Annotated in this window: 25 protein-coding genes; 13 read left to right on the forward strand and 12 right to left on the reverse strand. The window is 72.5% G+C overall.

Annotated elements, in window-relative coordinates:
* Nucleotides 1-261: 261 nt before the first annotated feature.
* Nucleotides 262-567, reverse strand: coding sequence for a hypothetical protein (locus ACE1OA_RS29935; protein ID WP_432753641.1), 306 nt, complete (start codon nt 565-567; stop codon nt 262-264).
* Between the two features lie 7 nt (nt 568-574).
* Nucleotides 575-1,207: an ATP-dependent Clp protease proteolytic subunit gene (locus tag ACE1OA_RS29940; RefSeq protein WP_386545169.1), complete on the reverse strand. Its 633-nt coding sequence runs from the start codon at nt 1,205-1,207 to the stop codon at nt 575-577.
* A gap of 70 nt (nt 1,208-1,277) precedes the next feature.
* Here ACE1OA_RS29940 and ACE1OA_RS29945 point away from each other — a divergent pair, with 70 nt between their 5' ends.
* The gene (locus ACE1OA_RS29945) at nt 1,278-1,565 is read left to right on the forward strand and encodes a type II toxin-antitoxin system Phd/YefM family antitoxin (protein ID WP_384870204.1); all 288 of its coding nucleotides are present in this window, start codon (nt 1,278-1,280) and stop codon (nt 1,563-1,565) included.
* A gap of 108 nt (nt 1,566-1,673) precedes the next feature.
* Here ACE1OA_RS29945 and ACE1OA_RS29950 read toward each other — a convergent pair whose 3' ends face one another.
* Entirely contained in the window at nt 1,674-2,663 is a 990-nt protein-coding gene (locus tag ACE1OA_RS29950) for an ABC transporter permease (protein WP_432753642.1), read from the reverse strand.
* Nucleotides 2,664-2,770: 107 nt separating this feature from the next.
* Between ACE1OA_RS29950 and ACE1OA_RS29955 the strand changes: the two genes are divergently transcribed.
* From ACE1OA_RS29955 to ACE1OA_RS29990, 8 genes are all read left to right on the forward strand, one after another.
* Nucleotides 2,771-3,391, forward strand: coding sequence for a TetR/AcrR family transcriptional regulator (locus ACE1OA_RS29955; protein ID WP_361316327.1), 621 nt, complete (start codon nt 2,771-2,773; stop codon nt 3,389-3,391).
* A gap of 137 nt (nt 3,392-3,528) precedes the next feature.
* On the forward strand, nt 3,529-3,831 hold the full coding sequence (locus tag ACE1OA_RS29960) for an urease subunit gamma (protein ID WP_356602423.1): 303 nt from the start codon (nt 3,529-3,531) through the stop codon (nt 3,829-3,831).
* A 16-nt stretch (nt 3,832-3,847) separates the two neighbouring features.
* On the forward strand, nt 3,848-4,198 hold the full coding sequence (locus ACE1OA_RS29965) for an urease subunit beta (RefSeq protein WP_356779187.1): 351 nt from the start codon (nt 3,848-3,850) through the stop codon (nt 4,196-4,198).
* Nucleotides 4,191-5,912 carry an urease subunit alpha gene (locus tag ACE1OA_RS29970; RefSeq protein WP_356602419.1) on the forward strand — a complete coding sequence of 574 codons (1,722 nt, stop codon included), beginning with the start codon at nt 4,191-4,193 and terminating at the stop codon, nt 5,910-5,912. Before ACE1OA_RS29965 ends, ACE1OA_RS29970 begins: the two co-directional genes overlap by 8 nt.
* Nucleotides 5,912-6,589, forward strand: a complete 678-nt coding sequence (locus ACE1OA_RS29975) for an urease accessory protein UreF (protein ID WP_356779189.1) — start codon at nt 5,912-5,914, stop codon at nt 6,587-6,589. The genes ACE1OA_RS29970 and ACE1OA_RS29975 overlap by 1 nt, the downstream gene beginning before the upstream one ends.
* Before the next feature lie 28 nt (nt 6,590-6,617).
* On the forward strand, nt 6,618-7,295 hold the full coding sequence (gene ureG, locus ACE1OA_RS29980; protein ID WP_356602416.1) for an urease accessory protein UreG: 678 nt from the start codon (nt 6,618-6,620) through the stop codon (nt 7,293-7,295).
* On the forward strand, nt 7,292-8,035 hold the full coding sequence (locus ACE1OA_RS29985; RefSeq protein ID WP_356602414.1) for an urease accessory protein UreD: 744 nt from the start codon (nt 7,292-7,294) through the stop codon (nt 8,033-8,035). The genes ureG and ACE1OA_RS29985 overlap by 4 nt, the downstream gene beginning before the upstream one ends.
* A 163-nt stretch (nt 8,036-8,198) precedes the next feature.
* Nucleotides 8,199-9,779, forward strand: a complete 1,581-nt coding sequence (locus tag ACE1OA_RS29990; protein ID WP_356602412.1) for an alpha/beta hydrolase — start codon at nt 8,199-8,201, stop codon at nt 9,777-9,779.
* Nucleotides 9,780-9,902: 123 nt separating this feature from the next.
* Here ACE1OA_RS29990 and ACE1OA_RS29995 read toward each other — a convergent pair whose 3' ends face one another.
* Nucleotides 9,903-10,622: a lysophospholipid acyltransferase family protein gene (locus ACE1OA_RS29995; RefSeq protein ID WP_356602410.1), complete on the reverse strand. Its 720-nt coding sequence runs from the start codon at nt 10,620-10,622 to the stop codon at nt 9,903-9,905.
* An 81-nt stretch (nt 10,623-10,703) separates the two neighbouring features.
* On the opposite strand from ACE1OA_RS29995, the gene ACE1OA_RS30000 reads away from it, so the two are divergent.
* Nucleotides 10,704-11,717 (forward strand): DUF3048 domain-containing protein, encoded by a 1,014-nt coding sequence (locus ACE1OA_RS30000; RefSeq protein ID WP_432753643.1) that lies wholly within the window; start codon nt 10,704-10,706, stop codon nt 11,715-11,717.
* A 5-nt stretch (nt 11,718-11,722) separates the two neighbouring features.
* Here ACE1OA_RS30000 and ACE1OA_RS30005 read toward each other — a convergent pair whose 3' ends face one another.
* The 5 genes from ACE1OA_RS30005 to ACE1OA_RS30025 all read right to left on the reverse strand — a co-directional run bounded on the left by ACE1OA_RS30005 (nt 11,723) and on the right by ACE1OA_RS30025 (nt 16,353).
* Nucleotides 11,723-11,929: a hypothetical protein gene (locus ACE1OA_RS30005; protein WP_147976907.1), complete on the reverse strand. Its 207-nt coding sequence runs from the start codon at nt 11,927-11,929 to the stop codon at nt 11,723-11,725.
* A 169-nt stretch (nt 11,930-12,098) separates the two neighbouring features.
* Entirely contained in the window at nt 12,099-13,049 is a 951-nt protein-coding gene (locus tag ACE1OA_RS30010) for a cytochrome c oxidase assembly protein (RefSeq protein ID WP_356602406.1), read from the reverse strand.
* A gap of 105 nt (nt 13,050-13,154) precedes the next feature.
* A complete protein-coding gene (locus ACE1OA_RS30015; protein WP_356602404.1) occupies nt 13,155-14,180 on the reverse strand; it encodes a 6-phosphofructokinase in 1,026 nt (341 codons plus the stop codon).
* 177 nt (nt 14,181-14,357) lie between these two features.
* Entirely contained in the window at nt 14,358-15,086 is a 729-nt protein-coding gene (locus ACE1OA_RS30020; RefSeq protein ID WP_147976904.1) for a type 1 glutamine amidotransferase, read from the reverse strand.
* Nucleotides 15,087-15,105: 19 nt separating this feature from the next.
* The gene (locus ACE1OA_RS30025) at nt 15,106-16,353 is read right to left on the reverse strand and encodes a Mur ligase family protein (RefSeq protein WP_147976903.1); all 1,248 of its coding nucleotides are present in this window, start codon (nt 16,351-16,353) and stop codon (nt 15,106-15,108) included.
* Nucleotides 16,354-16,479: 126 nt separating this feature from the next.
* Between ACE1OA_RS30025 and def the strand changes: the two genes are divergently transcribed.
* On the forward strand, nt 16,480-17,046 hold the full coding sequence (def, locus tag ACE1OA_RS30030) for a peptide deformylase (RefSeq protein WP_356602402.1): 567 nt from the start codon (nt 16,480-16,482) through the stop codon (nt 17,044-17,046).
* Between the two features lie 96 nt (nt 17,047-17,142).
* On the opposite strand, the gene ACE1OA_RS30035 is transcribed toward def, so the two are convergent.
* Entirely contained in the window at nt 17,143-17,790 is a 648-nt protein-coding gene (locus tag ACE1OA_RS30035; RefSeq protein WP_356602400.1) for a TetR family transcriptional regulator, read from the reverse strand.
* Between the two features lie 162 nt (nt 17,791-17,952).
* Here ACE1OA_RS30035 and ACE1OA_RS30040 point away from each other — a divergent pair, with 162 nt between their 5' ends.
* Nucleotides 17,953-19,182 (forward strand): acyl-CoA dehydrogenase family protein, encoded by a 1,230-nt coding sequence (locus tag ACE1OA_RS30040; protein ID WP_393557538.1) that lies wholly within the window; start codon nt 17,953-17,955, stop codon nt 19,180-19,182.
* Between the two features lie 74 nt (nt 19,183-19,256).
* Here the strand turns inward: ACE1OA_RS30040 and ACE1OA_RS30045 are convergent, their stop codons facing one another.
* Both ACE1OA_RS30045 and ACE1OA_RS30050 read right to left on the reverse strand, forming a co-directional pair.
* The gene (locus ACE1OA_RS30045) at nt 19,257-19,784 is read right to left on the reverse strand and encodes a hypothetical protein (protein ID WP_432753644.1); all 528 of its coding nucleotides are present in this window, start codon (nt 19,782-19,784) and stop codon (nt 19,257-19,259) included.
* A gap of 106 nt (nt 19,785-19,890) precedes the next feature.
* A complete protein-coding gene (locus tag ACE1OA_RS30050) occupies nt 19,891-20,358 on the reverse strand; it encodes a VOC family protein (protein ID WP_432753645.1) in 468 nt (155 codons plus the stop codon).
* A 137-nt stretch (nt 20,359-20,495) separates the two neighbouring features.
* Between ACE1OA_RS30050 and ACE1OA_RS30055 the strand changes: the two genes are divergently transcribed.
* Nucleotides 20,496-21,863: a cytochrome P450 gene (locus ACE1OA_RS30055; RefSeq protein ID WP_432753646.1), complete on the forward strand. Its 1,368-nt coding sequence runs from the start codon at nt 20,496-20,498 to the stop codon at nt 21,861-21,863.
* Nucleotides 21,864-21,900 lie beyond the last annotated feature (37 nt).

A 21,900-nucleotide genomic window follows, 5' to 3' on the forward strand; every position in this document is an offset into this window, starting at 1 on the left:
ACCGGTCGAAAACCGAGCTGAAACGGCGATATGTGAGGCTCCTCACGACTGATCCATTCGGGTGGACAAGCAGGTTTCGTGATCTTCCGAAGGGTGGTCAACAGGCCTCGTACCAGCGAAGGAACATCCGATTCCGCCAGATGTGTGCACCTCTCGCGCAACTCGCCCCAGCCACATGTCGATTCGTCGACTACGCCGTACGGGGGAGGATTTCTGCGGTCGCACTGGGCCGACCGGACCTCGACACGACACGCCTGAATGTCAACTCGACGGCGGCTCCGGCACGGTGACCCGTCCGGACCGCCGCTCCCCGTCCAGCACGCGGAGCGCGCGGGCCATCGTCTCGGTGTGCACCTCGCTCTCGCCGCGCAGGTGCATGGTCGTCAGTGCGTCGCGCAGGGCCGTCGCCCTGCCCACCAGTGCCTGCGCCGCACGCAACGCCCCATAAGTATGCAATGTCCTGGATGGATTGATACGTCCGAGCAGGTCCACGACCTCGAGGTAGGCGTCGACGAGCTTGCCCTCGGCGCGCGTCAGCGCGGGCAGCGGCGGCAGTTCGGGGACCACGGCCGGCTCACCGCCCCGCGGCGCCGCCGGACGCGGCACGGTTGCGGACGACGTGGTCCACCAGTCCGTAGGCGGTCGCCGCCGCGGCGTCGAGGACCGTCGTCCGGTCGATGTCGGCGTCGATCCGCTCGCGGCTCCGGCCGGTGTGCGTGGCCAGCATGCCGGCCACCATCGCGCGCAGCCGCAGCAGTTCCCGGGCCTGGATGTCGAGATCGCTCGGCTGCCCCTGCACCGGCTCGTCCATCGACGGCTGCTGGAGCACGATCCGCGCGCCGGGCAGCGCCATCCGCTTGCCGGGGGTGCCCGCGGCCAGCAGGACGGCGGCGGTGGACGCGGCCTGCCCCAGGCAGGTGGTCTCGATGTCGCAGGTGACGACCTGCATCGTGTCGTAGATCGCCGACATCGCGCTGAGGGAGCCGCCGGGGGAGTTGATGTAGAGGGAGATGTCGCGCTCGGGGGCCGCGTACTCCAGGTGGAGGAACTGCGCGATGACGTCGTTGGCCGAGGTCTCGTCGATCGGGGTGCCCAGGAAGACGATCCGCTCGTCGAGCAGCTTGGAGTACGGGTCGAGGGTGCGGGTGCCGTGGCCGGTGCGCTCGGTGAACTCGGGCAGCACGTAGCGGGCGTCGGGTCGGTACATGGTGGGTCGCCTCCCGGAGTGGTGACTCTGTCAAAAATGTACAGGACGTACAGGCCGTAAGATGAGGAGCATGGCCTACGAGATTCCGGTGACGCAAGCACGTGCAGAGCTCGCCGACCTGATCAACCGCGTGGTGTACGGCGACGAGCGCGTCGTCGTGACCCGGCACGGCAAGCCGCTCGTGGCGCTCGTCTCCGCCGCTGACCTGGAACGACTGGAGGCGGAGGAGGCGCGCGAGCAGGCGGCCGCCGAGGAGCCGGTGGTCTCGTCCGTCTCCCGCGTCCGCTCGATCGCGTCCGCTCCGGGTGAACACGGCCGCTTCGGCATCGCCGCCCACCACCGCGAGCCCGGAGTCTGACCGGACGTCACGAGCGACCGGACCGCGGCGGGTTCCGCGGCCCGGACACGCGAAAGCCGCGTGCCCCCGTCCGCTACAGCGGGGGCACGCGGCGGTAGGTGAGGGGCGTCAGCCCACCGGCGCCGGGGTGGGGGCCGCGGCCGGCTCCGGCACCCGGGCCGCGGTGGTGCGCCGCCCGCCGACCAGGACCGCCGCCAGCCCGGCTGCCGCCCAGAGGTCGAGGACCAGCAAGGGCGCGCCCGCCCCGCCGCCGTCGAAGAAGGCGACCGAGCGCAGCGCCGAGCCGCCGGCGCCCGGCGGGAGCCACTGGCCGAGCGTCCCCACGGGCGAGGGCAGCAGCTCCGGAGCGCTGGCCACACCCGAGAACGGGTTGCCGAGCAGCACCATGAGGAGCGCGCCGAGCCCGAGGCCCGGCTTGCCGAGGAGTGCGGCGAGACCCGCCAGCGCCGAGCCGATCGCGAGGACGGTGAGCCCCAGGACCCCCGCCTCGGCCCACCAGTCGCCGGCGAGGGCACCGAGCCAGCCGTCGGCGAGCGAGGCGCCGACGATCCCCGCCAGTGCGGCGGCCCCGACCAGGGCGAGGGCCGCGCGGGAGCGCCGCAGGCCGAGCATGGTCACCACCACGCCGGAGGCGGCGCCCGCCAGGATGAGGGGGAACACGCTCGCGGCGAGCGCGGCGCCCCGCGGGTCGCCCGCCGGGGTCGGCACGACGTCGGTGACCTTGACGGGCGCGCCGGGCGGAGCCTGGGCGGCCACGGCCTCGCGCAGCAGTCCGGCGACGACGGGGCTCGCGGCGGAGGCCGTCAGCAGTTCGGCGCCCTGCGGTGTGACGACCACCGCGCCGTATACGACGCGGTCCTCGATCGCGGCACGGGCGGCGGACTCCGAGGCGTAGCGGTGGACCTCGAAGGCGCCGTCGTGCGCGGTGAGGCGCTGCTCCAGCGGGGCGGTGGCGGTGGCGGGTCCCGCGACGCCGATGGGCAGGTCGCGCGGGGCGGTCCGGGCGGCGGGCCAGGCGAAGGCCCACAGGGCCAGGGCGACGGCGACGGGGATCAGCACCATCACCGCGAGGGTCTTGCGGGTGGCGGTGGCAGGCATGGCGGACCTCGTGATTCAAAGAGAAGGATCGTTCGTTTTACCGTTCGCCCACTGTCCCGCCGGCGTGCTCGCTTGTCAAGAATGAATGTTCGTTTTAGATTTCGGGCATGGCTCGTGTCTCCCAGGAACACCTCGACGCCCGCCGCCGTCAGATCCTCGATGGCGCCGCGCGCTGCTTCGCCCGCAACGGCTTCCACGCCACGTCGATGCAGGACGTGCTGGCCGAGGTGGGCCTCTCGGCCGGCGCGGTCTACCGCTACTTCCGCGGCAAGGAGGAGCTCATCGGGGCCATCGCGGGGGAGGCGTTCGCGGGGATCCGCGCCGCCTTCGAGGAGGCGTCCCGCAGCACCCCGCCGCCCACTCCCGACGTCCTCCTCGGCACGGTGCTGAGGCTCTTCCTCGAGGAGCGGATCCCGGGCGGCGACCGGCAGGCCTTCGCCCGTCTCATCCTCCAGGTGTGGGCCGAGACCCTGCGCGACGAGCAGCTGTTCCGGACCCTTTCCGGGGGGTACGACGGGATGCGCGAGGCGTGGTCGACCCTCGTCGTCGCCTACCGCGAGAGCGGGGTGATGGCGGCCGACGTGCCCGCCGACCACGTCGCGCGCACCCTCATCGCCACCGCCCAGGGCTTCATCGCCCAGCAGGCCCTGTTCGGCGACGTCGCGGTCGAGGTGCTGGAGGACGGGCTGCGCGGGCTGATGTCCATGCGGCTGCCAAGCCCGAGTTAACGCGCCGGAAAAACTTCCGCCCTAACGTTCAAAGTTCGACGGGGCGGCCCATCACCGCAGCTCAACAGAGTGTTGAAGATCGGTAGGGTCCGCTGCTGTCCGGGGGCTGCCCCGGTGGACGACTGTGAGGTGGAAGAGTGCAACTGACCCCGCACGAACAGGAACGCCTGCTCATTCACGTGGCGGCGGACGTGGCGGAGAAGCGCAGGGCGCGCGGTGTGAGGCTCAACCACCCCGAGGCCGTCGCCCTGATCACCTCCCACATCCTGGAGGGCGCCCGCGACGGCCGCACCGTCGCGGAACTCATGGCCAGCGGACGCAAGGTGCTCACCCGTGACGACGTCATGACCGGCATCCCGGAGATGATCCACGACGTCCAGGTCGAGGCCACCTTCCCGGACGGCACCAAGCTCGTCACCGTCCATGACCCGATCGTGTGACGGGGGAGCGCCGCCGATGACTCCCGGAGAGATCCTTTTCGGTGACGGCCCGATCGCCCTCAACGAGGGGCGCGCCGTGACCCGCCTGACCGTCCTCAACGCCGCCGACCGGCCCGTCCAGGTCGGCTCCCACTACCACTTCGCCGAGGCCAACCCCGGTCTGGACTTCGACCGCGCCGCCGCGCGCGGCCGCCGGCTGCACATCGCCGCCGGCACCGCCGTGCGGTTCGAGCCCGGGATCCCGGTCGAGGTCGAACTCGTCCCCCTCGCGGGCCGCCGGGTGGTCCCCGGACTGCGCGGAGAGACCGCCGGACCGCTCGACGCCCCGGCGACCGCCCCCGAGGCGAAGGAGGCCGACCGTGCCTGAGCTGCACCGCGCCGTCTACGCCGACCTGTTCGGCCCCACCACCGGCGACCGGATCCGGCTCGCCGACACCGACCTGCTCGTCGAGATCGAGGAGGACCGTTCCGGCGGCCCCGGCCGGGCCGGCGACGAGGCCGTCTTCGGTGGCGGCAAGGTCATCCGCGAGTCGATGGGCCAGGCCCGGACCACCCGGGCCGAGGGCGCTCCGGACACCGTGATCACCGGCGCCGTGGTCATCGACCACTGGGGGATCGTCAAGGCCGACATCGGCATCCGCGACGGCCGCGTCACGGGGATCGGCAAGGCCGGCAACCCCGACACCATGGACGGCGTCCACCCCGACCTGGTCATCGGTCCGGAGACCGAGATCATCGTCGGCAACGGACGGATCCTGACCGCGGGCGGCGTCGACACCCACGTCCACTTCATCTCGCCGACCCTCGTCGACGAGGCCCTCGCCTCGGGCGTCACCACCCTGGTCGGCGGCGGCACCGGCCCCGCGGAGGGCACCAAGGCCACCACGATCACCCCCGGCCCGTGGCACCTCGCCCGGATGTTCGCGGCGCTGGAGGGCTCCCCGGTGAACATCGGGCTGCTCGGCAAGGGCAACACGATGTCCCGGGAGGCCATGCACTCCCAACTCCGCGGCGGCGCACTGGGGTTCAAGATCCACGAGGACTGGGGGGCGACGCCCGCCGTCATCGACGCCTGCCTGGGCGTCTGCGAGGAGACCGGCGCCCAGCTCGCCATCCACACGGACACCCTCAACGAGGCCGGCTTCGTCGGCGACACGCTCGCCGCCATCGCCGGACGCACCATCCACGCCTACCACACCGAGGGTGCGGGCGGCGGGCACGCGCCGGACATCATCACCGTCGTCTCCGAGCCGCACATACTGCCCAGCTCCACCAACCCCACCCGGCCGCACACCGTCAACACCATCGAGGAACACCTCGACATGCTGATGGTCTGTCACCACCTCAACCCGGCCGTGCCGGAGGACCTCGCCTTCGCCGAATCCCGGATCCGGCCCTCCACCATCGCCGCCGAGGATCACCTCCACGACCTCGGCGCCATCTCGATCATCTCCTCCGACTCCCAGGCCATGGGCCGTATCGGTGAAGTGATCATGCGGACCTGGCAGACCGCGCACGTCATGAAACGGCACCGAGGCGCCCTCCCCGGCGACGGCCGCGCCGACAACCACCGGGCCCGCCGCTACGTCGCCAAGTACACGATCAACCCGGCGGTCGCCCAGGGGCTCGACCACGAGATCGGCTCGGTCGAGACCGGCAAACTCGCCGACCTGGTGCTGTGGGAGCCGGCCTTCTTCGGGGTGAAGCCGCTGGTCGTGCTCAAGGGCGGCCAGATCGCCTACGCGCAGATGGGCGACGCCAACGCCTCCATCCCCACCCCCCAACCGATCCTGCCCCGGCCGATGTTCGGCGCACTGGGCCGGGCGCCCGCGGCCAACTCCGTCAACTTCGTCTCGCAGGCCGCGATCGAGGACGACCTGCCCGAACGTCTCGGCCTGGAGAAGACGTTCACGGCGATCAGGAGCACTCGGCGCATCACCAAGGCCGACATGCGGGAGAACGACGCCATGCCCCGGGTCGAGGTCGACGCCGACAGCTTCACCGTGACGATCGACGGCGACCCGGTCGAACCCGCACCGGCCGCCGAACTCCCGATGACCCAGCGGTACTTCCTCTTCTGATGGACACGCACACGCACGGCCGTGCCGCACTCCTGGTGCTCGCCGACGGACGCTTCCCCGCCGGTGGGCACGCCCACTCCGGCGGGGCCGAGGCCGCCGTGAAGGCCGGACGGATCACCGACGCGGCCGGACTCGCCGCCTTCTGCCGGGGCCGGCTGCACACCACGGGCCTGACCACGGCGGCGCTGGCCGCCGCCGCCGCGCTCGGGCTCGACCCGGCCGAGCTCGACGCGGCCGCCGACGCCCGCACCCCCTCGCCCGCCCTGCGTGCCGCCGCCCGCAGGCTGGGCCGGCAGATGATGCGGGCGGCTCGGGCCGCCTGGCCGTGCGCCGAACTCGACGCGCTGGCCGCCGCGTTCCCGCGCGGCGCCCATCAGCCCGTCGTGCTCGGCGCGGCGGCCCGCGCCGCCGGTCTCGGCCCCGAGGACGCCGCCTCCTGCGTCGCGTACGAGACGGTCAGCGGTCCCGCCACCGCGGTCGTCCGTCTCCTCGGACTCGACCCCTTCCAGGCCACCGCGGTCCTCGCCCGCCTCGCCCCCGACCTCGACCGGATCGCCGCCCTGGCCGCCTCGGCCGCCCGGCAGGGCATCGACGCCCTGCCCGCCGCCTCCGCCCCCCTGCTCGACATCACCGCCGAGCAGCACGCGGCCTGGCCCGTACGCCTCTTCGCCTCCTGACCCACCCCCGCGAACCCGGAGCCGCCCCATGCACCTCGACCACTTCCACGAAGGACCCGCCGCCGTCTCCGCCGACGCCCGCCGCCCCGACGGCACCCGCCGCGCCCTGCGCATCGGGCTGGGCGGCCCCGTCGGCTCCGGCAAGACGGCGACCGTCGCCGCGCTCTGCCGCGCGCTGCGCGACCGGATCTCCATCGCCGTCGTCACCAACGACATCTACACCCGCGAGGACGCGGAGTTCCTGCTCCGCAACGCCGTCCTCCCTCCCGAGCGGATCCAGGCCGTGGAGACCGGGGCCTGCCCCCACACCGCGATCCGGGACGACATCTCCGCCAACCTCGAAGCGGTCGAGGAACTGGAGGACTCCGTCGGACCGCTCGACCTGATCCTGGTCGAGTCGGGCGGCGACAACCTCACCGCGACCTTCTCCCGGGGCCTCGTCGACGCCCAGATCTTCGTCATCGACGTGGCCGGCGGCGACGACATCCCGCGCAAGGGCGGCCCCGGCGTCACCACCGCCGACCTGCTCGTCGTCAACAAGACCGACCTCGCCCCCTACGTCGGCTCCGACCTGGAACGGATGGCGCGGGACGCCAAGGAGCAGCGCGGCGACCTGCCCGTCGCCTTCACCTCGCTCACCGGCGCGCAGGGCGTCGCCCCGGTGGCCGACTGGGTCCGCGAGCGCCTCGCCGCCTGGTCCGCATGAGCCTGCGCGCCACCGCCCGGATCGTCGCCGAAGCCGGCGGCGCCCTGCCGCTGCTGGAGAGCGACGGCCCGCTCGCCCTCCGCCGCACCCGCGGCCCGGGCCCGTACACCCACGTCACCGTCGTCGGCGCCATGAGCGCGCCGCTCGGTGGTGACCGGCTCGCCATCGAGGCGGACGTCCGGGCCGGGGCGCGGCTGCGGGTCGACTCGGCAGCCGCCACGATCGCCCTGCCCGGCCGCACCGCCGAGCCCGCCACCTACGACGTCCGGCTCACCGTCGGTGCCGGCGCCGACCTGCGCTGGCTCCCCGAACCGCTCGTCTCCGCCCGCGGCTCCGATCTGCGGATGCGGACGACCGTCGAACTCGCCCCCGACGCACGGCTGGTGCTGCGCGAGGAACAGGTCCTCGGCCGCCACGGGGAGGAGCCCGGCACGCTCACCACCCGGCTGACCGTGCGCCGTGCGGGACGGCCGCTGCTCGACCAGGAGCTTCGCCACGGACCCGGCGCACCGGACGGCTGGGACGGCGGAGCGGTCCTGGGCGGCCACCGTGCCGCTGGACAACTCCTCTGCGTGGCGCCGGAGTTCGAGGACAAGCCGGTGGAGACGAGACTGCTCGGCGAGTACGCCGTCCTCACCCCACTCGCCGGACCCGCGGCGCTCGTGACCGCCGTCGCCCCCGACGCGCTGCGGCTGCGCCGCGTCCTCGACGAGGCCCTGCAGGCGCTGGCCCCCTCGTGAGTTCTCCGCTCAGCGGTACTCCGGTGTCCGGTTATTGGTTCGGCAAAGAAACACGTGTACGCCCTTTTGTTGTGAGCGGGTCAGACGAAAGGATCCACCGGACAGACTGACCGACTTCACGGCGCCGCGACGGGGGCGGCGCCGACAGAGGGGGAGGAACCACGTGAGACGCGCTCGTGTGCTCGGCTCGGCCGGCACTCTGATAGCGGGCACGCTGATGGCGACCACGCTGGCGGCACCGGCCGCCACCGCCCACAGCCGCGACCACCGTCCGGACCCGGAGGCGCGCGGCGCCGCCGTCGCCGCCGACCGGGCCGCGAAGCAGGGCATCGACTGGAAGGACTGTCCGGCCGACTGGGGCCTGGAGAAGCCGATCCAGTGCGGCTGGGTCACCGTCCCGGTCGACTACGCGAAGCCGAACGGCAAGCAGATCAAGCTCGCCGTCGACCGCATCGCCGCCACCGGAACGGCCGCGGAGCGCCAGGGCGCGCTCCTGTACAACCCGGGCGGCCCCGGCGGTTCCGGACTGCGCTTCCCGCGCCGGGTCACCACCAAGAACGCGATCTGGGCGAACGCCGCGAAGGCCTACGACTTCGTGGGCTTCGACCCGCGCGGCGTCGGCAAGTCGGCGCCCATCTCCTGCGTCGACCCGACCGAGTTCGTCAAGGGCCCCAAGGCCGACCCGGTCCCCGACAGCGAGGCCGACAAGCGTGCCCAGCGCAAGCTGGCCGCCGAGTACGCCGCCGGCTGCGCGGAGAAGAGCGGCGACATGCTGCCGCACATGACCACGCCCAACACCGCCCGCGACCTCGACGTCATCCGGGCCGCGCTCGGCGAGAAGAAGCTCAACTTCGTCGGCGTCTCCTACGGCACCTACCTCGGCGCGGTCTACGGCACCCTCTTCCCGACCCACGTCCGCCGCATGGTGCTGGACAGCGTCGTGAACCCCTCGACGCGCAAGATCTGGTACGAGGTCAACCTCGACCAGGACATCGCCTTCGAGGGCCGGCTCAAGGACTGGATGACCTGGGTCGCCCAGCACGACGCCACCTACCACCTGGGCGACACCTACGCCGAGGTCCGGCAGCAGTGGGACGTCCTGCGTGCGGCCGCGAAGAAGAACCCGCTGGGCGGCAAGGTCGGACCCGCCGAGCTCGTCGGCTTCTTCCAGAACGCCCCGTACTACGACTCGATGTGGGCCCCGGTCGCCGAGGCGTGGAGCGCCTACGCCGCCGGTGACCCGCAGCCGCTGATCGACTCCGCCGCCGCGGACCTCACCGACACGGCCGGCAACGCCGCCTCGGAGAACAGCAACGCGGTCTACACGGCCGTCGAGTGCGCCGACGCGCCCTGGCCGACCAGCTGGAAGAAGTGGGACCGGGACAACACCCGGCTCCACGAGCAGTACCCGTTCATGACCTGGGCCAACGCCTGGATGAACCTGCCCTGCGCCACCTGGGCCGCGCCGCGCCAGCGGCCGACCGAGGTCCGCACCGGCAAGGGCCTTCCGCCGGTGCTCATCGCCCAGTCCGAGCGGGACGCGGCCACGCCGTACGCCGGCGCCGTCGAACTGCACAAGCGGTTCAAGGGGTCGCGTCTGATCACGGAGAAGGACGCCGGCTCGCACGGCATCACCAACCTGGTCAACCCCTGCCTCAACACCAAGGTCGAGGCGTACCTGCTGACCGGGCAGCTGGACGGCAAGGACGTGACGTGCGCGCCGCACGCCACGCCGCAGCCGTAGTCACCGGGTGACACGGTGAGAAGCGAGGGGCGGCCGTCGTGCGACGGCCGCCCCTTCGCGCTCGGCGGCCGGGCCCCGGCCGCCGCGCCCGGGCCGGACGGCCCTGCCCGGCTCCCGGACCCGTCAGCGCTTCCGGCGCGGGAACCGGCGGGGAGTCCCGGGCTTCGCCGCCTCGGCCTCCTTGACCCGGGCCGCGTAGTCGTCGACGTACTCCTGCCCGGACAGGGCCAGGATCTCGTACATGATCTCGTCCGTGACGGCGCGGATCGCCGCCTTCTCGCCCTCCATGCCCGCGAAGCGGGAGAAGTCCAGCGGAGCACCGAAGCGGATCGTGACCCGCTTGAGCTTCGGCACGACCTTGCCGGGCGGCTGGATCTCGAAGGTCCCGACCATGGCGCAGGGGACCACCGGAACCCCCGCCGTGATCGCCATGACCGCGACCCCGACCTTCCCCTTGTAGAGCCGGCCGTCGTGCGAACGCGTGCCCTCGGGATAGATGCCCAGCAGTTCGTCCTTCGCGAGCACGCCGAGCCCCTCCCGGATGGCGGCCTGACCGGCCTCCTTGCCGGAGCGGTCCACCGGGATCTGCCCGGCGCTGCGGAAGAACGCGGCCGTCAGCCTTCCCTTGAGTCCCGGGCCCGTGAAGTACTCCTGCTTGGCGAGGAACGTGATGCGCCGCCTGAGGACGACCGGCATCAGGAAGTGGTCGGAGAACGACAGGTGATTGCCGGCCACGATGGCCGCCCCCTCGTCCGGAACGTGCTCCAGACCCTCGATGCGCGGGCGGAAGGCCAGCCTCAGCAATGGCCCGAGCAGGACGTACTTGAGCACGTAGTAGAACACCGGCTGCCCCCGTTCACTTGTGAGGAATCCTTTGTAACCATTCGCGCACCCGTGGTCCACTGGTGGGGGAGACAAGGACCGATGGCAGCCGCGCGCCGACGCTCACGGCCCGGCGCAGCCGTCACCGCGCTGCTGTGCGCGCTGATGACCGCCGGGCTGTACGGGTGCGCCGACTCCGGGACCCCCACACCCGCGCCGACCTCGGCCCCGGCCACCACCCCGGTAGCCCCGCCCCAGGCGTCCGGCCGCTCACCCTTCACCGGTCTGCCCGCCCGGCCGGCGCCCGTCCTCGCCGTCAAGATCGACAACGTCGGCCCGGCCCGGCCCCACACCGGCCTCGGCGCCGCCGACCTGGTCTACGTCGAGCAGGTCGAGGCCGGCCAGACCAGGCTCCTGGCCGTCTTCTCCTCCCGGCTGCCCGACCGGACGGGCCCCGTCCGCAGCGCCCGGGAGTCCGACATCGAGCTGCTCGCCCAGTTCGGCCACCCGGCGCTGGCCTACTCCGGCTCGCAGACGGCACTGAAGCCGCTCCTCGAGGCCGCCCCCCTGGAGGCGTTGCCCCAGGAGGACGCGCCACGGTCCTTCGTGCGCAGCTCCGCCCGCCCCGCGCCCCACAACCTCTACCTGCTGCCCGGCCGCGCGCTCGCGGCCGCGCCGCAGGCGAGCCCGGCCCAGGACATCGGCTTCCGTTTCGGCCCGGCGCCCGACTCCGGCACCCCCGTGCGTGAACGGACCGTCCGCTTCCCCGCGGCCCGCTACACCTTCACCTGGTCCGGTGCGGAGAAGGCCTGGCGGGTGGCGATGGACGGCCGGCCCGCGCGGACCACGGACGGCGGCCCGCTGAAGCCGGCGACGGTCGTGGTGCAGTACGTCGACATCCACCCGTCGCGGTTCCGCGACTTCCTCGGGAGCGTCTCCCCGTACTCCGAGACCGTCGGGTCGGGAAACGCGGTCGTGCTGCGCGACGGACGCGCTCACGACGCCCGCTGGAACCGCCCCACGGGCGCGGCGGGCACCACCTTCACCACCCCGACCGGGGCGGCGATGACCTTCGCCCCCGGCCAGGTCTGGGTGGTCCTCGCCCCGCGCGGATGACGGGGTCAGGGCTGCGGCCCGGGCCGCCCCGGGCCCCGGCCGGGCCCGGCCGGCACGCTGCTGTCGGCGGCGGCCATCCCGATCGTGATCACACCCAGCACCACCCAGCCGAACCACAGCCAGCCGCTGCTCCCCAGTGCCACCGTGTACGCGGTCGTCAGCACCAGGGCCGCGACGGTGATCACGCTCATCGCCTTCGTGGGACCGGACATGGGTCCTCCTCGTGACGGGGCCGTCCAGCCCATCGTGACCCCGCAGGAGGGGTACGCGCTACTCCCCGGACGCCCCCGGCGCGCGCCCGTGCCCCCCGGCCGCCGTGAGAAGGGTCCGGGTCCCGTCCCGGCCGTCGCCGCGGACCCGGGAGGATCGACCGGGCAGGGCCTACTGTCCGCGGGTCTGGAGCGAGGCGAGGTACGCGTTGTACGCCTCCAGCTCCTTGTCCCCGTCGCGGTCCGCGGCCCGGTCCTTGCGCACCGCCTGCCGCTGCTCGGAGTGGTACCACTGGTAGACCAGGGCGATCAGGACCAGCACCGACGGGATCTCGCTGAACGCCCAGGCGATGCCGCCCGCCGCGTTCTGGTCCGCGAGCGCGTCGATCCCGAGCGAGGCCGGCGGGTTCTCGTACGACGCGACCATCGGCTGCGTCGCCATCATCAGGGCGATGCCGAAGAAGGCGTGGAACGGCATGCCCGCGAAGAGTTCCAGCATCCGCATGACGTAGCCGGGGCGGTGCGGTCCCGGGTCGACGCCCATGATCGGCCAGAAGAAGACCAGACCGACGGCGAGGAAGTGCACCATCATCGCGATGTGCCCGATCTTGGAGCCCATCAGCGTGTCGAAGACCGGGGTGAAGTAGAAGCCGTAGAGGCTCGCGATGAACAGCGGGATCGTGAACGCCGGATGCGTGACGACCCGCATGTAGCGGCTGTGCAGCAGCATCAGCAGCCATTCGCGCGGACCCTTCGTGCCGCGCGCCGCGACCGGCAGGGCGCGCAGGGCCAGGGTCACCGGCGCTCCGAGCAGCAGCAGGATCGGCGAGAGCATGGAGACCACCATGTGCTGCACCATGTGCACGCTGAACATGACCATGCCGTAGTCGTTCAGCTTGGTGCACATCACCAGGGCCACGCTCAGCACACCGGTCCCGAAGAAGACGGTCCGGCTGACCGGCCAGGCGTCGCCGCGGGCCCGCAGCCGCGCCACGCCCCAGCCGTACAGGGCGAGCGCCACGAGGCACCCGACCAGGAAGAAGGGGTCCGCCGAGAACTCCAGTCCCCGCCCCAGCGTGAACGGCGGCAGATCCGTGGTCATGCCGTGCCCGCTGTGATCCATCTGCGTACTCCTGGAGCCCGATTCGCGCTTGTTGTCCGCACCAGACTAGAACCGCCCCCGTTCGCGGATGCGACCGGGGGCGGTTCGGGGTCTACGCGGCGCGGGTCAGAGCACGCACTCGGCCTCGGCGTACCGCTCCGCCGGAACCGTCTTCAGGGTCTCGACGGCCTGGGCCAGCGGCACCATCACGATGTCCGTGCCGCGCAGCGCGGTCAGCATGCCGAACTCCCTGCGGTGCGCCGCCTCCACCGCGTGCCAGCCGAAGCGGGTGGCGAGGACGCGGTCGTACGCGGTCGGTGTGCCGCCGCGCTGGACGTGGCCGAGGATGACCGGGCGGGCCTCCTTGCCGAGGCGCCGCTCCAGCTCGACGGACAGCTGGTTGGCGACACCCGTGAAGCGCTCGTGGCCGTAGACGTCCTTGGCGCCGACGTCGAAGTTCATCGAGCCCTCGCGCGGCTTGGCGCCCTCGGCGACGACCACGATCGCGAAGCGCTTGCCGGCCTCGAAGCGCTCGCCGACGCGGGCGGTCAGCTCGTCGATGTCGAAGGGGCGCTCCGGGACGACGATGGCGTGGGCACCGGCCGCCATGCCGGAGTGCAGGGCGATCCAGCCGGTGTGCCGGCCCATGACCTCGACGATCAGGACGCGCTGGTGGGACTCGGCGGTCGTCTTGAGCCGGTCGAGGGCCTCGGTCGCCACACCGACGGCGGTGTCGAAGCCGAAGGTGACGTCGGTCGACGCGATGTCGTTGTCGATGGTCTTCGGGACGCCGACGATCGGCAGCCCGGCCTCGGAGAGCAGGTTGGCCGCCTTCAGCGTGCCCTCGCCGCCGATCGGGATGATCGCGTCCAGGCCGAGATCGGCGACGTGGCCGCGGGCGCGCTCGACCCCGTCGACCAGGTGGGCGGGCTGGACCCGGGAGGAGCCGAGGATGGTGCCGCCACGAGCGAGTATGCCGCCGACCGCGTCGAGATCGAGCTTGCGGTAGTCGCACTCGAGGAGGCCCCGCCACCCGTCGTGGAAGCCGATGACCTCGTCGCCGTGGTCGACGACGGCGCGGTGCACGACGGAACGGATGACGGCGTTCAGACCGGGGCAGTCGCCGCCGGAGGTGAGCACACCAATGCGCATAGCCCGAAATACCTTTGCAACGTGGGCCGACTCCCGGACCACGTCGTCCGGTTGGATCCCCGCCACCCTATCGGTGCTGGGAGGCGGGGCCGAACCCGATGTCCGCAGATTGGACACCGTATTTCCTTACGAATCCAATGGGCGTAGCGGTGCTCAGACGTGCAGTCCGCGGGACGGTCAGGCGGGCTGCGTCGCCGCCGCGATCCGCTCGGCGCGCAGCGCCTCGTACCACCGGTCGTCGGTCGGCGGCAGCGCGTTCACGTCGAGGGCCAGCTTCAGGAGCAGGTCCGCGATCTGCGGGTTGCGCGCCATCACGGGACCGTGCATGTACGTGCCGAACACCGTGTCGTTGTAGGCGCCTTCGGTGCCGTCGCCGGTGCCGTTGCCCTTGCCCAGGACGGTGCGGGCGAACGGGCGGGCCGTCGGTCCGAGGTGGGTGATGCCCTGGTGGTTCTCGAACCCGGTGAGCTGGGGGAGGCCCAGCCGCGGGTCGATGTCCGCAAGGACGTCGCCGACGCACCGCTCGCCCTCGCCGCGGGTGGAGATCACGTCGATCAGACCCAGACCGGCCTCGCGCTCGCCGAGGTCGTTGATGAACTCGTGACCCAGGATCTGGTAGCCGGCGCAGACCGAGAAGATGATCGCGCCGTTGGACGCGGCCCGGGACAGGCCGCCGTCGCGGCGCAGCCGCTCGGCCGCGAGCCGCTGCGGCCGGTCCTCGCCGCCGCCGATCAGGTAGATGTCGCCGGAGGTCGGCACCGGCTGGTCGCTGCGGACGTCGACGCGCTGGACGTCCAGGCCGCGCTGGCGGGCGCGGCGCTCGACGACGAGGGCGTTGCCCTGGTCGCCGTAGGTGCTGAGCAGGTCCGGGTAGACCCAGACCAGGCGCAGGCTGCTGTCACTCATGCTGCAAGTCCTCTACGGGTCAGTTGCCGACGCGGCGGCGGACGTCCTGGAAGGCGGTGTAGTTGGCGATCAGCTCGATCTGCCCGGGCGGGGACAGGCGGACGGCCTCGTCGATCGAGTCGCACACCCGGAACTCCACGCCCGCGACCTCCAGGCGGACCGCCAGGTCCAGCTTGCGGTCGCCGATGACCATGATCGGGTGCCCGGCCAGGCGCCCGTAGTCCACGTCCCACAGCCAGGAGGTGTCCGTGCCGTCGGCGCCGCGCGCGTTGACGGAGAGGATCACCGGGGTCGGCGGCTGGTCGATGAGGGAAAACGTTTCGAGCCAGCCCGCCGGGTTCTTGGCGAGGAGCAGACGCAGCTCGCGGCCCTGGAAGGTCACGACGTCGTAGCGGCCGGCCACGGCCTGCACCTGGTACATCCGCTCCAGGGCCACCTGCGGCGGCACCCCGAACACCGCGGCGACGGCGGCGGAGGTCGCGGCGTTGGCCTTGTTGGCGCGGCCGGGCAGCTGGAGGTGGATCGGCCAGGCGGAACCGTGCGGGTCCAGCACGTGGTCGCCGTTCAGCGCCCAGCTCGGCGCCGGGCGGCGGAAACCGCACTCGCCGCAGAACCAGTCGTCGCCCGGGCGCTGCATGACACCGCCGCAGGACGGGCACGACCAGGCGTCGTCCTTCCATTCCTGACCGGCGGCGACCCACACCACGTTCGGGGAGGAGGAGGCGGCCCACACGATCAGCGGGTCGTCGGCGTTGGCGATGACCACGGCCTTGGTGCCGGAGAGACCCTCGCGCCACTTCTCGGCGAGCATGCGGGTCTCGGCGGCCCGGTCCAGCTGGTCGCGGGAGAGGTTGAGGAGCGCGATCGCCTTGGGCGTGGTGTCCCGGGCGACTCCGGCGAGGTACTTCTCGTCGACCTCGATCACGCCGTACTTGGCGTCCGAGCCGCCGGCCAGCGCCGAGGTGATGCCCGCGGGCATGTTGGCGCCCAGCGCGTTGGAGACGACGGGGCCACTGGCCCGCAGCGCCTCGGCGATCAGCCGGGTCGTGGTGGTCTTGCCGTTGGTCGCGGACACCAGGACGACGTCCAGATGCTGTGCGAGCCGACCCAGCAGGTCCGGGTCGAGCTTCAGCGCCACCTTGCCGCCGATCACCGATCCGCTGCCGCGTCCCGCTGCTCGCGACACCGCGGCCGCGGCCTTGCCCGCCGTCACGGCCAGCTTGGCGCGCGGCGACAGCGGCTCTGGATTACCGGGGTGTCCTGACATCTTCCTTGTTCCTCCTTGCGTCGGTCCGGGCTCAGCCTATCGAGATCAGGCCAGGGCCCTGAACAGCGGCACCGTTCCGACCCCGGCGAAAACAGTGAGGTCACGGCGGACCGTACCCTTGCGCCCATGCGAAACCGGCCGATCCCCGGCAGTTCCGGCCTTGTCCGAGCCATGACCATGCTCGGCGACCCGGTGCTGCACACGCCCTGCGAACCCGTCACCGACTTCGGCCCGGAGCTCTCCCGGCTCGTCGAGGACATGTTCGCCACGATGTACGCCGCGAACGGCGTCGGCCTGGCGGCGAACCAGGTGGGGGTGGGGCTGCGGGTCTTCGTCTACGACTGCCCGGACGACGACGACGTGCGGCACCTGGGGCATCTGGTCAACCCGCGCCTGGTGGAGGCGGACGGCGGCGAGTACCGCGGCCCGGAGGGCTGCCTGTCCCTGCCGGGCCTGGAAGCGCCCACTCCGCGCTTCGACCGGGCGGTCGTCGAGGGGTTCAGGACGGACGGCACCCCGGTCCGCGTCGAGGGCACCGGCTTCTTCGCCCGCTGCCTCCAGCACGAGTGCGACCACCTGGACGGCGGCGTCTACGCGGACCGCGTCACGGGGTGGCGCAGGTCGCGCCTGCTGCGGGCCATCCGCAAGGAGCCGTGGGGCGCCGACACGGGCGCGTGGGGGACGCGGGCCTGAGAGCCGGGCGCCGCGGGGGCGGCGGGGCTCGCCCGGGCCCCGGGGCCGGGTCGTGAGGTCCGGCCGGGTCGGTCGCCGGCCCCGGAAGCCGGCGGGTCAGAAGGCCTGGCCGCCGACGCGGTCGCCCGCCTCCGCCAGCCGGCCCCACAGCAGGTCGGCGAGGCTGCGCACCAGCTCGGCTCGCGAGCAGGGGCGTTCGCCGAGCCACCAGTCGCCGGCCGCGTGCATCATCCCGACGATGCCGTGGCCCCAGATCCTGGCCTGGGCGTCGCCGCCGGGGCCCAGGTCGATCCGCTCGGCGATGACCTGGCCGAGCTCCTCGCCCATCCGCCGCAGCAGCGGCGCCGAGTGCCGTCCGACGTCGAAGCCCTGCTCGGCCTGCTGGGTCTCCTCCGCCGGGTGCATCAGGAAGCGGTAGACCTGGGGCATGGCCTCGATCGAGGCGAGGTACGTGTCGAGCGTCGCCTCGACTCTCCGGCGCCGGTCGGCCGGTGCGTCGAGCGCCGCCCGTAGCGCGGCGAGCAGGGCGTCCGTGTGCCGGGTCGCCAGGGCCCGGTACAGACCGCCCTTGTCGCCGAAGTGCCGGTAGAGGATCGGCTTGGTGATCCCGGCCTCCGCCGCGATCGCGTTCATCGAGGCGCGGGGACCGTCCCGGAGCACCACCCGGTCGGCCGCCTCCAGCAGTTCGCGGCGCCGCTGATCGGCAGGCTTCTGCTGGTCGGTGGTCCGGTGTGTGGTCTCCATAGCGTGTCTCCCCGCCCGTGCGATTCCGTGAGGCTGTCGCAACGTAACACCCGAGCGCCCCCCGGTGCCGGTCGCCCCGGACCGCTCCGCCGCAGGTTGACAGGGCCTACTTGCCAGTAACAGACTACTGTTACCGGAAGTAACGCAGTGCTGGGAGGGAACATGGCCGAGTTCACGCTCGAACTCAACGACGACCAGAAGCAGGTCCGTGACTGGCTGCACGGATTCGCCGAGGACGTGATGCGCCCCGCCGCCGCCGAGTGGGACGAGCGTGAGGAGACTCCCTGGCCGATCATCCAGGAAGCCGCCAAGATCGGCATCTATTCCCTCGATTTCTATGCCCAGCAGTTCTTCGACCCGACCGGCCTCGGCATCCCGATGGCGATGGAGGAGCTCTTCTGGGGCGACGCCGGCATCGCCCTCTCGATCGTCGGCACCGGTCTGGCCGCGGTCGGCGTCCTCGCCAACGGCACCGAGGAGCAGATCGGCACCTGGATCCCGCAGATGTACGGCGACGTGAACGACGTCAAGGTCGCCGCCTTCTGCTCCTCCGAGCCGGACGCCGGTTCCGACGTCGCCTCCATGCGCACCCGGGCCGTCTACGACGAGGCCAAGGACGAGTGGGTCCTCAACGGCACCAAGACCTGGGCGACCAACGGCGGCATCGCCAACGTCCACGTCGTCGTCGCGGTCGTCGACCCCGAGCTCGGCTCCAAGGGCCACGCCTCCTTCATCGTGCCGCCGAACACCCCCGGTCTCTCCCAGGGCCAGAAGTTCCAGAAGCACGGCATCCGCGCCTCGCACACCGCCGAGGTCGTCCTGGAGGACGTCCGGATCCCCGGCCACTGCCTCCTCGGCGGCAAGGAGAAGCTCGACGAGCGCCTCGCCCGCGCCCACGAGAAGGCGAAGGCGGGCGGCGGCGAGCGCGTGAAGAACGCAGCCATGGCCACCTTCGAGGCATCCCGCCCCGCGGTCGGCGCGATGGCCGTCGGCACCGCCCGGGCCGCGTACGACTACGCGCTCGAATACGCCAAGACGCGCGAGCAGTTCGGCCGTCCGATCATCGACAACCAGGGCATCGCCTTCCAGCTCGCCGACATGCGCACCCAGATCGACGCGGCGCGCCTGCTGGTCTGGCGCGCCTCGTGGATGGCGACGGCGGGCAAGCCCTTCACCTCGGCCGAGGGCTCCATGTCCAAGCTGTTCGCCAGCGAGACGGCCAAGAAGGTCACCGGCCAGGCCATCCAGATCCTCGGCGGCAACGGCTTCACCCGCGAGTACCCGGTGGAGCGCATGCACCGCGACGCGGCGATCTACACGATCTTCGAGGGCACCAGCGAGATCCAGCGCCTGGTGATCGCCCGCACCCTCTCGGGCATGCCCATCCGCTGACCGCCCGCAGACACCGACGGCTCCGCCCCGGAGGAGGGTGCGGAGCCGTCGGCACGCGTACCGGGTCCTGCCGGTCAGCCGTCCGCCCGTACGGGGCCCGGCCCGGCCCCGTACGCCGTGGACCGCGGCGGGTCTCCGGCCGGCGCCTGCCCCGTCCCGTCGCCGCCGAACAGCCGGACCCCGCCGTAGACGAGGAGCGCGGCCACCGCCACCAGCACCACGGCCAGCAGCGCGCGCCCGCGCGGGCCCCAGGGCCCGCCGAACCCCATCCGGCCCGTCCCGATCCGACTTCCGCTGCGCGCCGCACGCCCCGGCGGTCCCGGCGCCGGTTCCGACAGGAGCAGGGTCAGCGCGTGGCGGAACTCCGCGTCGGCCTCGGTCTCCGCACGGAGGACCGCGGTGGCCTCCGCGCGGGCATCCGGGGACTCCGGGCCGGTCTCCAGGCCCGCCAGGGCCCGCCGGCCCCGCTCCGACGCCAGGAGGCGGGCGCGCACGACGGGGACGAGGGCGGCGCACTCCCGCTCCCCGAGGCCGGCCGTCGCCCCCGTCACCACCGCCGCCAGCACGCCGACGGCCGCCGCGGCCAGCTCGCCCGCCTCCATCGCACCCCCCGTGCCCGGGAAACCAGGAGTCCAAGGCTTCCCACGCGGTCGCAGGAAGACACGCTTCCGCCACGGGGTCGTCTCTTTGGCGCGGGCCCCGCGGGCGTCAGACGATGCAGAACTCGTTGCCCTCGGGGTCCTGCAGCACCACCGCGTAGTAGTCCATGCCGTCCGGCTCGTCCATCGTGTACAGGATCGAGGCACCGATCGCGGTCAGCCGCGCCACCTCGCCGTCGACCCGCTCGCGCCGGACCGCCAGCGGCAGCTCGCGCCCGCCGCCGACCTTCAGGTCGAGGTGGAGGCGGTTCTTGACCGTCTTCGGCTCCGGGACGTGCTGGAACCAGACCCGCGGCCCGATCCCCTTCGGGTCCACGATCGACTCCGGCAGCTCGCCGACCCCCTCCGGCAGCTCCTCCTCGGGCACGCCGGTGGCGGCCCAGTACTCCCGCCAGGTCGCGTGTCCCTCCGGCGCCGGCTGGGGGACGTAGCGCAGGGCGGCCGCCCAGAACGGCACCAGCTTCCGGGGCTCGGCGCAGTCGATGGTCAGTTGCAGGGTCATCTCGATCGGCTCCATGGTCCGAGCCTCCCAGACGCCTCTGACAGTCACGCCAACCGGCCTGATCCGGTCGGGTGTTCGCGTGAACCTACCCGTGGGTCACCGGGTGCGGCACAATCGCCGGGACGGTGACGAACGAGGGGGAAACCGTACGCATGGCCACCACCAGCACCGAAGTACCCGGCCCCGCAGGGACGCCCCTGCTCGGCTCGATGCACGACCTGAAGCAGGACTCGCTCGGCACCTTCCTGCGCTCCCGGAGCGAGCACGGTGACGTCGTCCGCTTCACCGCGGGCCCGCCCGGACTGCGCGCCGTCGTGTACGGCGTCTTCTCCGCCGCCGGGGCCCAGCAGGTCCTGGCCACCGAGTCGGCCAACTTCCGCAAGGACAACGCCTTCTACCAGGAGGTCCGCGAGTCCTTCGGCAACGGTCTGCTGACCAGCCAGGACGAGGACTACCTGCGCCAGCGCCGGCTCGTGCAGCCGCTCTTCACCCGCCGGCGCGTCGACGGCTACGCCGATGCCGTGGCCGTCGAGGTCGCCGCGGTCCTCGCCTCCTGGCGCGACTCCGGCAGGACCTCCGTCGACGTCCTGGACGAGATGACCGTGCTGGCGCTGCGGGCGGTCGCCCGCATCCTCTTCGGCACGGACGTCGCCGAGGCCGTCGAAGTGGTGGAGCGCTGCTTCCCCGCCCTCGGCGACTACGTCCTGCGCCGCGGCTACTCACCCGTGAAGCTCCCCCGGAACTGGCCGACCCCCGGCAACCGCCGGGCCGCCGCCGTCCACGAGGAGCTGTACGCGGTCTGCGACCGGATCATCGCCGAGCGCCGCGCCTCCGCCGCGGATCCCGGCGCCCAGGACCTGCTGACCCTCCTGGCCGAGGCCGAGAGCGCCGAGGACGGCAGCTTCGACGCTTCCGAGCTGCGCGAACAGGTCCTGGTCTTCCTCCTCGCCGGCCACGAGACGACGGCGACCTCGCTGGGCTTCGCCCTCCACCTCCTCGGCCGCCACCCCGAGGAGCAGAAGCGGGCCCAGGAGGAGGTCGACCGCGTCCTGGCCGGCCGTACCCCGACCGCCGCCGACCTCGACGCCCTGCCCTATCTGACCCAGGTGCTCAAGGAGGCGATGCGGCTCTTCCCGGCCGCGCCGGTCATCGGCCGCCGGGCCGTCGAGTCCACGGTGATCGACGGCCACACGATTCCGGCGGGTGCCGACGTGATCGTCGCCCCGTGGGTCACCCACCGTCACCCCGACCACTGGCCGGACCCCGAGCGCTTCGACCCGGACCGCTTCACGCCGGAGGCCGAGGCCGACCGCCCCCGCTACGCCTGGTTCCCGTTCGGCGGCGGCCCGCGCGCGTGCATCGGTCAGCACTTCTCGATGCTGGAATCGGTGATCGCGCTGGCGATGATCCTGCAGGAGTACGGCTTCGAGGCGATCGACACCGAGGTACCGCTCAGCTCCGCGATCACCCTGCGCGCCGAGGGCCCGGCCCGCTGCACCCTGATTCCCCGGAGCGGCTGAGCCCGGTCGGTCCCTCCGTGCCGGACGGTCACCGTCC

The organism is Streptomyces sp. JL2001, assembly GCF_050917515.1.
GTDB lineage: Bacteria > Actinomycetota > Actinomycetes > Streptomycetales > Streptomycetaceae > Streptomyces.

What these genes read in the sequence shown, in the direction of transcription:
- ACE1OA_RS29985 (WP_356602414.1), top strand. Translation starts at nt 7,292, where the DNA reads ATGAGCCTGCGCGCCACCGCCCGGATCGTCGCCGAAGCCGGCGGCGCC.
- ACE1OA_RS30005 (WP_147976907.1), bottom strand. Translation starts at nt 11,929, where the DNA reads ATGTCCGGTCCCACGAAGGCGATGAGCGTGATCACCGTCGCGGCCCTG.
- ACE1OA_RS29940 (WP_386545169.1), bottom strand. Translation starts at nt 1,207, where the DNA reads ATGTACCGACCCGACGCCCGCTACGTGCTGCCCGAGTTCACCGAGCGC.
- ACE1OA_RS30055 (WP_432753646.1), top strand. Translation starts at nt 20,496, where the DNA reads ATGGCCACCACCAGCACCGAAGTACCCGGCCCCGCAGGGACGCCCCTG.
- ACE1OA_RS30010 (WP_356602406.1), bottom strand. Translation starts at nt 13,049, where the DNA reads ATGGATCACAGCGGGCACGGCATGACCACGGATCTGCCGCCGTTCACG.
- ACE1OA_RS29955 (WP_361316327.1), top strand. Translation starts at nt 2,771, where the DNA reads ATGGCTCGTGTCTCCCAGGAACACCTCGACGCCCGCCGCCGTCAGATC.
- ACE1OA_RS30050 (WP_432753645.1), bottom strand. Translation starts at nt 20,358, where the DNA reads ATGGAGCCGATCGAGATGACCCTGCAACTGACCATCGACTGCGCCGAG.
- ACE1OA_RS30045 (WP_432753644.1), bottom strand. Translation starts at nt 19,784, where the DNA reads ATGGAGGCGGGCGAGCTGGCCGCGGCGGCCGTCGGCGTGCTGGCGGCG.
- ACE1OA_RS29945 (WP_384870204.1), top strand. Translation starts at nt 1,278, where the DNA reads ATGGCCTACGAGATTCCGGTGACGCAAGCACGTGCAGAGCTCGCCGAC.
- ACE1OA_RS30000 (WP_432753643.1), top strand. Translation starts at nt 10,704, where the DNA reads ATGGCAGCCGCGCGCCGACGCTCACGGCCCGGCGCAGCCGTCACCGCG.
- ACE1OA_RS30040 (WP_393557538.1), top strand. Translation starts at nt 17,953, where the DNA reads ATGGCCGAGTTCACGCTCGAACTCAACGACGACCAGAAGCAGGTCCGT.
- ACE1OA_RS30035 (WP_356602400.1), bottom strand. Translation starts at nt 17,790, where the DNA reads ATGGAGACCACACACCGGACCACCGACCAGCAGAAGCCTGCCGATCAG.
- ACE1OA_RS29965 (WP_356779187.1), top strand. Translation starts at nt 3,848, where the DNA reads ATGACTCCCGGAGAGATCCTTTTCGGTGACGGCCCGATCGCCCTCAAC.
- ureG (WP_356602416.1), top strand. Translation starts at nt 6,618, where the DNA reads ATGCACCTCGACCACTTCCACGAAGGACCCGCCGCCGTCTCCGCCGAC.
- ACE1OA_RS30020 (WP_147976904.1), bottom strand. Translation starts at nt 15,086, where the DNA reads ATGAGTGACAGCAGCCTGCGCCTGGTCTGGGTCTACCCGGACCTGCTC.
- ACE1OA_RS29950 (WP_432753642.1), bottom strand. Translation starts at nt 2,663, where the DNA reads ATGCCTGCCACCGCCACCCGCAAGACCCTCGCGGTGATGGTGCTGATC.
- def (WP_356602402.1), top strand. Translation starts at nt 16,480, where the DNA reads ATGCGAAACCGGCCGATCCCCGGCAGTTCCGGCCTTGTCCGAGCCATG.
- ACE1OA_RS29975 (WP_356779189.1), top strand. Translation starts at nt 5,912, where the DNA reads ATGGACACGCACACGCACGGCCGTGCCGCACTCCTGGTGCTCGCCGAC.
- ACE1OA_RS30025 (WP_147976903.1), bottom strand. Translation starts at nt 16,353, where the DNA reads ATGTCAGGACACCCCGGTAATCCAGAGCCGCTGTCGCCGCGCGCCAAG.
- ACE1OA_RS30015 (WP_356602404.1), bottom strand. Translation starts at nt 14,180, where the DNA reads ATGCGCATTGGTGTGCTCACCTCCGGCGGCGACTGCCCCGGTCTGAAC.